11 protein-coding genes are annotated in these 12225 nt (G+C 48.1%); 3 read left to right on the plus strand and 8 right to left on the minus strand.

Annotated elements, in window-relative coordinates; translation table 11 throughout:
• The first annotated feature begins 15 nt into the window (after positions 1-15).
• On the plus strand, positions 16-1236 hold the full coding sequence (locus tag KIK04_RS07300; RefSeq protein WP_232277615.1) for a sensor histidine kinase: 1221 nt from the start codon (positions 16-18) through the stop codon (positions 1234-1236).
• A 15-nt stretch (positions 1237-1251) separates the two neighbouring features.
• Positions 1252-1920: a response regulator transcription factor gene (locus tag KIK04_RS07305; RefSeq protein WP_232277616.1), complete on the plus strand. Its 669-nt coding sequence runs from the start codon at positions 1252-1254 to the stop codon at positions 1918-1920.
• Positions 1921-1986: 66 nt separating this feature from the next.
• On the opposite strand, the gene KIK04_RS07310 is transcribed toward KIK04_RS07305, so the two are convergent.
• The gene (locus KIK04_RS07310) at positions 1987-2892 is read right to left on the minus strand and encodes an ROK family protein (protein WP_232277617.1); all 906 of its coding nucleotides are present in this window, start codon (positions 2890-2892) and stop codon (positions 1987-1989) included.
• A 262-nt stretch (positions 2893-3154) separates the two neighbouring features.
• Between KIK04_RS07310 and KIK04_RS07315 the strand changes: the two genes are divergently transcribed.
• Positions 3155-4501 carry a C39 family peptidase gene (locus tag KIK04_RS07315; RefSeq protein ID WP_232277618.1) on the plus strand — a complete coding sequence of 449 codons (1347 nt, stop codon included), beginning with the start codon at positions 3155-3157 and terminating at the stop codon, positions 4499-4501.
• An 86-nt stretch (positions 4502-4587) separates the two neighbouring features.
• On the opposite strand, the gene KIK04_RS07320 is transcribed toward KIK04_RS07315, so the two are convergent.
• The 7 genes from KIK04_RS07320 to KIK04_RS07350 form a co-directional block, all read right to left on the minus strand.
• Entirely contained in the window at positions 4588-5088 is a 501-nt protein-coding gene (locus KIK04_RS07320; protein WP_232277619.1) for a DinB family protein, read from the minus strand.
• 470 nt (positions 5089-5558) lie between these two features.
• On the minus strand, positions 5559-6659 hold the full coding sequence (locus KIK04_RS07325) for an alpha-helical endospore appendage domain-containing protein (protein ID WP_232277620.1): 1101 nt from the start codon (positions 6657-6659) through the stop codon (positions 5559-5561).
• Between the two features lie 531 nt (positions 6660-7190).
• On the minus strand, positions 7191-8048 hold the full coding sequence (locus KIK04_RS07330) for an inositol monophosphatase family protein (RefSeq protein WP_232277621.1): 858 nt from the start codon (positions 8046-8048) through the stop codon (positions 7191-7193).
• A gap of 97 nt (positions 8049-8145) precedes the next feature.
• Positions 8146-8964, minus strand: coding sequence for a sulfite exporter TauE/SafE family protein (locus tag KIK04_RS07335; protein ID WP_232277622.1), 819 nt, complete (start codon positions 8962-8964; stop codon positions 8146-8148).
• A 129-nt stretch (positions 8965-9093) separates the two neighbouring features.
• Positions 9094-9864 (minus strand): enoyl-ACP reductase FabI, encoded by a 771-nt coding sequence (gene fabI / locus KIK04_RS07340; RefSeq protein WP_269671006.1) that lies wholly within the window; start codon positions 9862-9864, stop codon positions 9094-9096.
• 174 nt (positions 9865-10038) lie between these two features.
• Complete coding sequence (gene uvsE, locus KIK04_RS07345) at positions 10039-11043, minus strand: UV DNA damage repair endonuclease UvsE (RefSeq protein ID WP_232277623.1); 1005 nt, start codon at positions 11041-11043, stop codon at positions 10039-10041.
• Between the two features lie 164 nt (positions 11044-11207).
• A complete protein-coding gene (locus KIK04_RS07350) occupies positions 11208-11909 on the minus strand; it encodes a B3/B4 domain-containing protein (RefSeq protein WP_232277624.1) in 702 nt (233 codons plus the stop codon).
• Between the last annotated feature and the right edge of the window lie 316 nt (positions 11910-12225).

The following is a 12225-nucleotide window of genomic DNA, read 5'->3' on the forward strand; positions in this document are numbered from 1 at the left end:
CATCAAGGAGGGGACATGATGAACAAAGCGCCGCAAACGTTTCTTTGGTATGCGCTGATGATTGTGCCTGTGCTCGTTTCCATGCGCGGTAAAATAGACATCGCTATTTTGGAATACGCTTTCTTTACCCTTTTCTTTATAGCTATCGCCGTCTGGCGGCAAATCTGGTGGCCGTCGTTAAGACAGACTTCGAACCCGCTAATCGAGTCATCCTTAGCACATAGTCATATTCAAGGGGCCAACTCCTCTACTCGCACAACCTATGTCGCTTATGCGGCTTATTTCATAGAGACGATATACGGGGCATGGCTATCCTCACAATACGAGGGCATGTTGTTCATGCTAAGCGGCTCAACCTTGTTATCCATTTCTCCACAATGGTCACGCCGTGTCCAAATGACGGCTATCGTTGTGACACTCGCATGTTTCAATGTAAGTCTAATAGACAGAGCCGAGACGATTATTACGATAGCCAATTTAGCAGGCTGCGCTATCGCCCTGCTTCATTTGTACGCGCTGAAGCTTATCCAAGAGCTGCGCAATCTCGTACAGCTTAACGCGGCACTGCGCATTCAAGCGCATGATCTGGAGGCGGCCAAGCAAGACGTGCTTCTGTATGCAGGCCGTATTGAGCAGACAGCGCAAGCCGATGAACGCAACCGCATTGCACACGAATTGCACGACGAATTGGGGCATAAGCTTGTCCGCGTCAAGCTTATGATGGATGCCGCCGTGCAAGTGGCAGAGCATCGTCCCGAACAGGCTGCTGCGCTGACGTCCTCTGTACGCGATCAGTTGAGCGACAGTATGGACCTGCTACGCAGAACCGTGCGTAAAATGAAGCCTGCCGACGGCACGGTTCGCTCCTATTCGTTAGATCGACTCGTTCAGCAATGCAACGAGGATGGGCAGTTAAGCGTAGCCTTAGAGCTAAGTGGCATGCCGTTTCCCCTGTATCCAAGCGTCGAGATTATGCTCTATCGCAATGCGCAAGAAGCGATCTCCAACGCCATCCGCCACGGACAAGCGACCAAAGTGAAGCTTGCGCTGCATTACGATAACAATAAAATCATGTTGGAGGCGGAAAATAACGGACTTGTGCCGGAAGGTAAACTGCAAATCGGCCTTGGGCTGCGTGGGATGCAAGAACGAGCCGCCACACTGGGCGGCCAAGTCGAGTGGTTTACTCTACCAGCATTTATAGTGCGCACCGTGGTGCCTTACAACCGGTATTAGAATGGAGGGCTAAAGATGCTAAAAATGACACCGATTCGCGTCATTATTGTCGATGACGATGCCTTTATCCGCGAAAGCTTAAAGATTATTATCGATATGCACGAAGATATGCAAGTCGCTGCTACTTGCAGCCATGGCAGAGAAGCGCACGAAGCCGTCATATCCGCGGGCGCCGATGTGGTGCTGATGGACATTCGCATGCCGCAATGTGATGGTGTTGAAGGAACGAAGCTCGTTAAGCAAGCGGCTCCCGATACGAACGTCCTTATTTTGACGACGTTTGACGATGATGAATATATTGTGCAGGCGCTGCGCAACGGAGCGAGTGGCTATTTGCTTAAAAATGCCGCCCCCGATCGAATCGTGAGCGGCATTCGGACGGTTCATTCCGGCACCATGCTGATGGACCCCCAAGTCGGTAGCAAGCTAAGCGCACTGCTGCAAGCTAAGCCCCAATCGAGACCGGAGCCAGCCTGGAAAAAGCATGGCCTAACGGCGACTGAGCAGGCGGTCACACAGCATATCGCCAACGGCATGACGAATAAGGAGATTGCAGCCGCGCTATTTTTGAGTGAAGGTACCATCAAAAATTATGTGACCGATATTTTGTCCAAATTGGAACTGCGTGACCGCACGCAACTGGCGATTTGGTATTGGAAACAACGAGCGGTCAGCGAGAATTGAAACCTATGTCACCTGTTTCGATTTGAATGATGAATTGATTGATAATTTGAATAATGATTCGTCGTGTTACGGATGCTTAATACTTGCCGCCTTTGCCGCTTGCAACGCTTGGTGAGCTAACACCAACGCACCTGTAATACCTGAACAATCTTTCAATTGCGGCGGAACAAGGTAAGTATCCAATCGGTTAAGAATCGCTTCATGTGCAATGTAGCCATTTAACATCGTGCGCACCTGCTCGCGGATAAGCGTTAGCAATTGCTGCTGCTTCGCTACGCCGCCGCCCAAGATGATTTTTTCCGGTGACAAAATCAACATGTAATTCATAATGGCCTGTGCGATATAATACGCTTGAATTTCCCACGCTTTATGGTCTGAGCTCAGCTCGTACGCTTTTACGCCCCACCGTTCTTCAAGGGCTGGGCCACTGGCCATCCCTTCCAAACAGTCTTGATGATAGGGGCATCTGCCTGCATACAAGTCTTCTGGGTGCCGCCGCACGAGCAGGTGCCCCATCTCCGGATGGGTCAACCCGTGTACGAGCTTACCTTCTACGAGCGCCCCAGCCCCAATGCCTGTACCTATCGTCATATACAGACAGCTGCTTAATCCTTGTGCAGCCCCCCACATCGCTTCGCCGAGAGCGGCCGCATTGACGTCAGTATCAAAGGTAATCGGCACGTCAATATGACGCTGTATATGCCCTACCACATCATAGTTGGACCAGTGCGGCTTGGGCGTCAGTGTAATGTGCCCATAAGTCGCGCTGGCATGATTCAAATCTATAGGACCGAACGATCCGAAGCCGATCGCGCTAATCTTTTTATTTTCAAAAAATTGAACTACTCTCCCCATGGTCTCTTCAGGCATTGTCGTCGCAAACGACTCCATGTCCACAATCTCACCCGTAGATGTTCCTACAGCAACGACAAACTTTGTACCGCCGCCTTCAATGGCCCCTAAATAGGTCATAAGCTCCCCCACCTTATCAAAATAACGCTCCTAACTCTAACGCAACCTTTAACTTTAACTTCGACTTTAACTTCTACTTCTACTTCAACTTGACTCTAGCACTGACTCCTATTTCAACTTCTTCCCTATTAACATTAAACCATCTACCTATGACGTCAACATCGTTTTATGATTTCTCCCTCATTTTTCAAAATAAGCACCGCTCTAACAAATACTCAACGTTTTGCCGATATACATGATGTAGTCTGTCTATGGAGGGGAGATGGATTTGGTACGCTTTGTTAAAAGACTAAATCGTTGGTTACTTATTTGTATATTCGTATCGCTGTGTGCGTATCCGATTAAAATATTAGCCTCAAAAATAGATAAAAACACGTTGTCACTCGCCTTTGGTCTACCATCCGATGACATTGTCGTCATGATGTACAGCAATACAGCCAAGGCAGGACGTTACTTGATACCGATCGATGAAGGGCGTCCTCATGCGACGCCTTATACGAACGGTGGCGAAACGCTAGTGCCCGCTCGCTTTCTTGCTTCTCAGCTCGACGCAGAGCTGACGATCAACGAGAAGCAAGGTACATTGACGCTGACTGGGGGACGTTCATCCGTCACGTATCAGCTCAATAAAGCTGCTGCCAAGATAGACGGCAAGCCTACGAAGCTGCATGCCCCAGCTCAAATAAAAGAGGGGCTCGCTTATGTACCGCTGCGTGCAGCAGGACAAGCTTTCGGCCGCAATATGCACGCGCAAGACGGGCTTGTCGCGCTCACACGTAACGTTGAGCCACCTGATTCGGAGCAGTGGCAAGATTGGCGTGAACAGCTCGTCGCCTATATTGCCTATGACACCGTTGGCTCCTATACCGTAGAGTTCCGCGGCAGCATCGTTGCCATCTATCGCCGCTGGGAAGACGCTATCGGCGCCGCACGGCAAGTGCCCGGACGCATCGTAAAGTACCGCGGTCAGCACGCGCTATGGGACCCGCAGCGCCCAGCGCCGAAGTCGTTCCGCGTGAACGAGGCGCCACTTATTATGCAGCTGCCCGAGCTACCACGCGGCTGTGAAGTGACTTCGCTCGCCATGCTGCTTCATTCCGCCGGAATCGAGGCGGATAAGATGGAGCTGGCACGCGAAATACGCAAGAACACCGCGCCTTATATTCGCGTCGGTAATGAAATTCACTTTGGCAACCCGAACAACGGCTTCGTCGGTGATATGTACTCGTTCGATAAGCCAGGACTCGGTGTATACCACGATCCCATTGCCGAACTCGCAGAAAAGTACATGCCCGGACGAATTATGGATATTACCGGCACATCTTTTGAGCATCTACTCGGGACGGTTGCCCAAGGTACGCCAGTGTGGGTCATTCACACGACGCTGTACGACGCAGTTCCTGCCAACGCATGGCAGACGTGGCAGACCGAAGACGGCCCGATTCAGGTCACGTACTATGAACATTCATTGCTTGTTACAGGCTATGATGAGAAATATGTGTACGTCAACGATCCATTAGGCCGACGTAATAAAGTCGAGCGCGCTGCATTTAAGCGCGGCTGGGTGCAGATGGGCAGTCAGGCTGTTACCTATTCACCTAACGAATAACAATAGACGAAGCAAGGCTGTCGAGAGCGAATCTTCTCGACAGCCTTGTTCTTTTTCACCGTATATGTTCTAATCCTCATTATTCCCTAGCCATTTAAGATGTCACGAATTTGCTCCGCATGTCTTTGTTCGTGGATATACAGAGATCGAACCCATTCCATTAATGACAGTTCCTGAAAGGCTGGATGTATAAAATGCCGCCTACTCAGCACCGACGGATCTGGTAAAGCGTTAAGCAGTGCATATAGTTTCTTTCTTGACTCGCTAAGCTTGTCAACGATCTCGTCAATCCCCCAAAGTTCGTCAGTTGGCTGCGCGATGTCTGGAGCTGCAAATTTTTTGCTTCGATCCAATAGATCTTGTATCGGTTTACTGTCCACACTTGAATCTTCCTTGCTCATTAATCCTCTGCCTATCGCAGCAACATACAATTGTTCCACAATAAAAAGATGCTGAAATACTTGACTAACGTTCCAACCCGTTGGTTCTTTCCGTTTGTGTAACTGCGCTTCGTTTAATCCATGCAGGATTTCAAGTAATTCATTTCTCGTTTCATGTAATGGCTGAATCAGGTCTTGAAGTTCCATAGCGTACTTCCCCCATTCATTTGTATGAGCTGCACAGACGATTTATAGGACTGAGCACGATAGGCGACGAGAGACGGCGAGAGGTCGCGAAACACTCAACAAGCTCCTTACTAGAAGCATTCAAGCCTAAAATCACAACTTGATTGCAGTTATCACGACACTTCGTAACGACCTTATCAATCGCCTCAACCACCGAATCATCCCCTATATGAGCATTCGTGAAGTCAATCACGATCTCCTGCTCGCTTGCTTCTTACGAAGATATGTATGATTGAAAAATATATGTGAACGCTGCATCGCCCACAACCTGCACAAGCAAGCAGGAAAGCATGAAAACAAATAAAAGAAACGGCAGAGCCATGGAGTTCACCTCAGCTCGCCATTTCTTCATTTTTATCGATGGTTCATTCCTTAAGCCAATTCCCGTAGCATGTGAGGAAATCTTCTTGGAGAAATGATCCACATTTCAACTAAAGGTCGCCTATTCGGTAAGCTACCATTGCGGCAGTAATATTGAAGCTGGAGCCTGCGCTTCCCGTTGCTTGCAATTGGATCGTTGCAGGAAGTGTCGTCACTGGCACGATAATGGTTCGAGTAAGCTCTAGTGCTAGACCATTAGGAACATCAATAAATATTCCACCAATTGGATTTCCATCCCCTAAAATATTCATCGTAATCCGTTCCGTTGTTGCAACAAGACTATCTGCCACCGCCTCAAAATTAATATAATAATTCCCAGTTTGGTTAATTGTCCAGTTCGTACTAGGTGCAGTAAACGCGAACACGGCCGGATTGTTGGTGAGCGAGGCTGTAAATGTTATTAATTCTGTCGCAGCTCCAACGTTTTGTGGTGTAGTATTGCTAATATCCAAAAATGGTACTGATCCAACTGTTCCAGTTGGCCCCGTCGAACCTGTCGGGCCTGCTAAGCCTGTTGCTCCTGCTGGGCCTTGTGGTCCCGCCGGGCCCGCTGGGCCTTGCGCTCCTTGCACACCCGGGTCACCTTGCGGACCTGCTGGGCCAGCGACACCTTGCGGGCCTGCTGGGCCTGCTACACCTTGCGCTCCCGCTGGGCCAGCCGGGCCTTGCGCTCCTGCCGGACCCGCTGGGCCTGCTGGACCTTGTGGACCGATAGGTCCCTGCGCTCCTGCTGGGCCAGCCACACCTTGGGCTCCCGTTGGACCCGCTGGGCCTGCTGGGCCTGTGGCTCCCGTCGGGCCTGGAGGGCCACCAGATGGCCCCGTCGGTCCAGCGGGACCTGTCGGGCCTATCGCAATTGGAGTACTAAGTATGTTATTCAGTTTACTATCGAGTATGAAGTTCTTCTTCGTAATCTCTCTCAATGTGTCGCGGACACTGTCATTCACATTGAGTATGTCTGAAATTGTTGCGATTGGCGCAGTTACTCCTGGCAAGGTTCCCAAAATATATTGAAGCTTTTCACCTTCTGCATTAATGATATGACTTAATCCTAATTCCTCCATAGCGATGGATGACAGCAATAATGTTACAGCATCATCGCGTGTTACCGTAATCTGAGGGGTAATATTAGGAATATTTGATTGGGACATTGTGCAACCTCCCTAACTTCCGTGTTGTGTGCATAGAGCATCATATTAACCCATACAGATTATGGATTGGGCTATTAACTATAGACAACTATACCGGGAGAAAAGTTAGGCGTTTGTGCCGCTTAGACAACTGCTTACATAAATAAGGATGAAGCAGAACACGGTGAACTAAAGTTATAGTTCTCTAAGATCCTCTCTTTGATCTAGTCTTTGCTGTTTGCTCTTTGCTCTCTGCTCTCTGCTCTTTACTATGCTCTTTTCGACATCGCTCCACTACTTGTCGAAACAGCATTACCGAAATACACTACTTTCCAACATCATATCTACAGCAAATACTGCAAAAAAAAGCAAAAAAAAGCGCTCTCTATTGGCGGGCTTGCCTCACAATAGAAAGCGCTGTTTATATTTAAACCACTTCACTTATTTTTCCCTGCTCTAGCGATTGTAACAGAACTTAAATCGACGACTGACACTTGTTGTCTGTACGTTTCTGATCTGTCTCCCACAACCCCAAGCTAGTAGATCATTAGTCTATCCTTGTGCGTCTACCTCAGCCAACGCATGAACAAATGCATCATGAATATGCCCGTTAGAAGCGACCACGTCTCGGACGCCGACATGATAAGGCTGCCCGTACGTATCCGTTACACGCCCACCTGCTTCTTGAATAAGCAAGCTGCCTGCGGCCAGATCCCACGCATTCAGATTTAATTCCCAGAAGCCTGTAAGCCGCCCCGCAGCAATATAAGCCATATGCAGCGCGGCCGAGCCCGCTGTTCGTATATTGCGTACTTGCGGAGCCAACGCAGCCATACCTGCCAAATTAATAGGCAATGCGCGCTCGCGCTCTGTCGGAAATCCGCTGGCGATTAAGCTACCGGATAGCTCGCGTTCATCTGCCACTTGGATAGGGCTGCCGTGAACGTAAGCCCCTTTTCCTTTTTCCGCGACAAACAGTTCATCTCGCATCGGGTCGTATACGACACCGACGATCACTTCTCCCCGATGTGCAAGCGCGATCGATACTGAGTAGAACGGGAAGCCATGCACAAAATTCGTCGTTCCGTCCAGCGGATCAACGATCCATAAATATTCTTCCGACTGGGCTTGTTCCAACGCGAGACGGGACACATCAGTCCCAGGCTCGACTCCTTCTTCTCCTAATATGGCATGATGCGGAAAATGAGTCATAATGAGCCTGCGAATCATCTGTTCCGCACCTTTATCTACTTCCGTAACCAAGTCGTGTAGAGACGATTTAAGTTGCAACGACTTATATTGTCCAAGCTTTGATTTAATCCATTCTCCTGATTTAGCGGCACAATTGACCGCCACAGCAGTATAGTTCTTCCCTGTAACGACATAAGGTATTTTTTCGGTAGAACTCAAGGCTTTCACGCTACTTTCATTCTTTTATTAAGTATACGTCAGCTTGCTGATTGAAGTTTCGCACGAACACCCGTCGTGAACAAAAACGATTATTGGGCTAAATGAATCCGCTTATGATCATACGAATCGCTAGTACCAATAACGTCAATCGCAGCAGTAAGAGCAAACCTTTTCCCGTCATTCGACTGGCAATTGCCGCCCCTAACCACCCACCTATCCAAGCACTTGGAGCCAGAATAGACACAAGCAGCCAATCAACCGAGCCGTTCCATGCATGTACGGTAGTTCCTAATATCGACGATAAAAAAATAACAAACATCGACGTTGCCGAAGCGATATGTGCAGGATAGCGGAACAGCAGCACCATTAACGGCACAAATAACGAGCCGCCACCAATGCCAAACAATCCCGACACGAAACCGACCGCAAAACCGATCAAGAGCATAGGGATAAGACTGTAGCCATACTCATGCTGCGTTCCTGACGCATCCGTAAACGAGCGCATTGTCTGCCACTTGATGTTAAGCGGTTTCAATCGTTCACGCACAATCATCAGAATAGCCATAGCAAGCATAAAGAAGCCAAATACAAGCTGAAACGAGCTTCCTTGAAAATAGCTCGTCATTTCAGCTCCGAGCATCGAGGCTGGCCCGCTCGTTATAACGAAGATCAGGCCGCTTTTGAAGTCTACCCGCTTCGCTTTCATATAAGTGAGTGTAGACGAAAGAGCAGTGAAAATAAGCACGGCCAACGACGTACCTACTGCCGTCTGTGCAGTTACACTCTCACCTAACAAGTAAGGCCCAAGTAAAATAAGTCCCGGCACAATAATAATGCCGCCACCTAGGCCGACAATGCTGCCAAACGTCGCTGCAATTAATCCAATCAGTGCTAGCAGCACAATCGTTCCAACCATACCATGTTCCTTTCTTCACAAATGCATCATTGTAAAAATCCGCTTTACTTAAACTTATGCTAAGGATGAACACCAACATGCATACGTTATCGTAAAGCGGAAGCTTTTTTGTCATGTTACAATGATTTATTAGATGCCGATAATATGGTAGCCGCTATCCACATAGATAACTTCACCTGTAATACCACGTGACAATTGGCTCATGAGGAACATCGCTGTATCGCCCACTTCTGCCGTATCTGTCGTGCGACGAAGTGGTGCTTTCTCTTCCACTTGACGCAAAATGGAGTTGAAATCGCTAATCCCTTTCGCTGCCAACGTACGAATCGGTCCTGCCGAAATCGCATTTACGCGTACATTGTATTGCCCAAGGTCGTTCGCCAAATAGCGTACAGACGCTTCCAGAGCAGCCTTCGCCACGCCCATAACATTGTAGTTCTTAAGCGCGCGCTCTGCGCCTAAATACGTCATCGTCATAATGCTGCCACCCTCCGTCATTAACGGATAAAGGCGTTGTGCTACCGCAACCAAAGAGTAAGCGCTAATATCATGCGCCAGAGCAAAGCCCGCACGGGACGTATTCGCGTACATGCCTTCCAACTCTTCTGTCTTAGCAAATGCAATACTGTGCACTAACCCGTGCAACGTGCCGAACTCTTCCCGCACGCGATCAGCCAAGCTATCAATCTCTTCGTCCACTGTTACGTTACACGGCAAAATAACGGAATTAGGAATCGTTTCTGCCAGTTTACGAACACGCGCTTCAACACGGTCGCTTTCGTATGTAAAAGCCAATCTCGCACCTTGAGCCGCCAACGATTGCGCAATTGCCCATGCAATACTACGATCGTTCGCCACGCCCATCACGACAATATTTTTACCTTCTAATAATTGAGTCAACCTTATTGCCTCCCCTCGCCAACTCACATCTGGTACAACTACTTGTCCGTCTGTAAACAAACAGTTCCAGCTGCGGTTAAACGTCTTTATTCCAACGTACCGTATTTTCGCTTCTTTTTCAAGTAGCTGGCACTAAGACCAGATGCTAAATTTTTGTGAAGTCCAATCATTTAGTTATGGAGAAATTTGCACACTTGCTTGATTCAGCACGGTTACACCGTCGCCTGAATATAGGGCCAGCTCGCGCATCAACTTAAACAAGGCCTCGTCTTTTTGCTTAGCCTCCAGCATCACGTCTAGTCGATCCGTGTTCCCCGCAATCGAACGCAAAAAGGCGAGCAGTGGCTCCATTTCCACGAAATCAGCATGACCACGAATATCTTTCTCGCTCTTCGGGCTGGATACGTGAATTTTGGGAGGTAACGGATTATCTGGCGACGCATCCGCTTGTCCATACGGAGTGTCCCACGTCTCTCTTATACTTGGCCACAGTTCTTGGAGATTCTCACCCTCATTGTTTACCCACTGATGATGAATATCGAGTACCATCGGAACGCTTAATTGCTTGCACACTTCCAGCGTTTCCAACACGTTAAAGGTCTTGTCATCGTTCTCAAGCGTAATACGCTGTTGAATATTTTGTGGCAGATCTCGAAAATGATTAATAAATCGTTCCGCTGCCTTCTTCTTGTCGTTGTATGCCCCACCGATGTGAATATTGTTCTTCGCACGCGCATCAAGCCCCATCGCTTCCAGCATCCGAACATGATGCTTTAAGTCACGTACCGATTTCTCGAGCACTTCCTTGCGCGGCGTGCTCAGTACGGTGAAGTGATCGGGGTGAAACGAAGTGCGCATACCATGCTTGTTCGCATAATCGCCAACAGCCGCAAACGCCTCCTTCAACGCTGGAAACGGGTCCCACTCCTCAAGCAAATCCTCATGGGTCGCGAGCGGAATAAGCTTAGATGAATAACGGTACAATTGAACATCGTGTGCCCGATTATGCTTGAGTAGGCGCAGCGTGTTATGCAAATTCTCTTCTGCAAGACGTTCTAGCTTGCGTAGGCCAGCATCACGATCGTCCAGCTTACTAAAATTAGAAAAAGTCATCGTGCGCGACGGTGAAGCATTTGGTACATTCATCGACATGGCCACATACCCAAAGCGGACAAGCATATTCAACAACTCCTCATTAGTAAAAAAGGATAACCTTGAAATCAGGCAACTTAAAAACGTACATTTATACGCTAAACGGCCTTTCTTCATAGATTATCCTAAAGGTTAAAGACTTAGCCGCCCCTAACCCTACAGCCTTATTGGTTGCAGCTGTTCCTTATATATTACCATTCAAAGACCGTATTTTGCTTGTCCAAATATCCGACTTGCACGTCAGCACCAAAATGACGTTGAAGCAAAGATGCCAATGCATCCCGCGCAGCAAGCACTTGTTCCTCATTGTGACCCACAAAACCATCTATCGGAAACATAATCGCGGTGCTTTCTTCCGTAATTTTGCCGAGTTCGCTCTGACGCCATATCCAGCGGCGCGTCTTAATTTGGTTGCCAACCGCATAGACCAGTTCACCTTCATCCGCTGACTCTGCCTCTTGCTGCCCGAAAGGAACGAACGTATCATCCGACTTCGCGAAGCGAACTTCGATGTCACCCGTTACTTGTCCCACATCGTGCGCTCCTAGCGGTACTAAATAAGATAAAGAGACGGCATTCCCCAGATCGACAGCCGGATTAATGCTAGGGAAACCTTTTTTCTTCTCGATCCGCGAGGCCATTGCTTCAATAGAGCTCATAAACTTGTTCGGGTTAAAGCCAAGCGTTTGGAATGCTTCACGATATGGCGCAATTGCAGCCGATTCCTTTGCTTTCGTGTCTGCAAACTGTGCTTCCACCTGCGCGATGCTGCGGTTCAACTCATCGACTACAGCCGGATATAGCTTCGTATTATCAATGCCTGTCGCCACAACGACGCCAAAGCATACATGAGGCAGTGATTCAAACACTTGGGGTGATATCACAAATTTCATCTGTTGTCCTCCTTATGTAACCTTAAATAACTAGCCTGATATGCTTTAATCATATCGGAAAACGCAAGGTTACACAAAGTAACTTCAACATCGCAAACATCGCCATATAATGTGATATTAAAATGTTTCAAATAAAATATGCGTACAAAATAACTATGACTATTATTAATAAAAAAATAATAGTTCGACATCATACGACATTCTTTTCCTTTTTCTTCTTGTATACTAGTGCTTATGTCGTCAAAAAGAAGTGTAATTTGTATGATTATGATCTCAATCATGTGTCTTTCGGCATCGTGAAATTAGACCCACAATC

Origin of the sequence: Paenibacillus sp. 481, from assembly GCF_021223605.1 — a bacterium.
Taxonomy (GTDB): Bacteria; Bacillota; Bacilli; order Paenibacillales; family Paenibacillaceae; genus Paenibacillus_B.

Coding starts and splice junctions, on each gene's coding strand:
- KIK04_RS07335 (WP_232277622.1), bottom strand. CDS start 8,964: ATGGTTGGAACGATTGTGCTGCTAGCACTGATTGGATTAATTGCAGCG.
- KIK04_RS07320 (WP_232277619.1), bottom strand. CDS start 5,088: ATGGAACTTCAAGACCTGATTCAGCCATTACATGAAACGAGAAATGAA.
- KIK04_RS07315 (WP_232277618.1), top strand. CDS start 3,155: ATGGATTTGGTACGCTTTGTTAAAAGACTAAATCGTTGGTTACTTATT.
- KIK04_RS07305 (WP_232277616.1), top strand. CDS start 1,252: ATGCTAAAAATGACACCGATTCGCGTCATTATTGTCGATGACGATGCC.
- KIK04_RS07325 (WP_232277620.1), bottom strand. CDS start 6,659: ATGTCCCAATCAAATATTCCTAATATTACCCCTCAGATTACGGTAACA.
- KIK04_RS07300 (WP_232277615.1), top strand. CDS start 16: ATGATGAACAAAGCGCCGCAAACGTTTCTTTGGTATGCGCTGATGATT.
- KIK04_RS07310 (WP_232277617.1), bottom strand. CDS start 2,892: ATGACCTATTTAGGGGCCATTGAAGGCGGCGGTACAAAGTTTGTCGTT.
- KIK04_RS07350 (WP_232277624.1), bottom strand. CDS start 11,909: ATGAAATTTGTGATATCACCCCAAGTGTTTGAATCACTGCCTCATGTA.
- uvsE (WP_232277623.1), bottom strand. CDS start 11,043: ATGCTTGTCCGCTTTGGGTATGTGGCCATGTCGATGAATGTACCAAAT.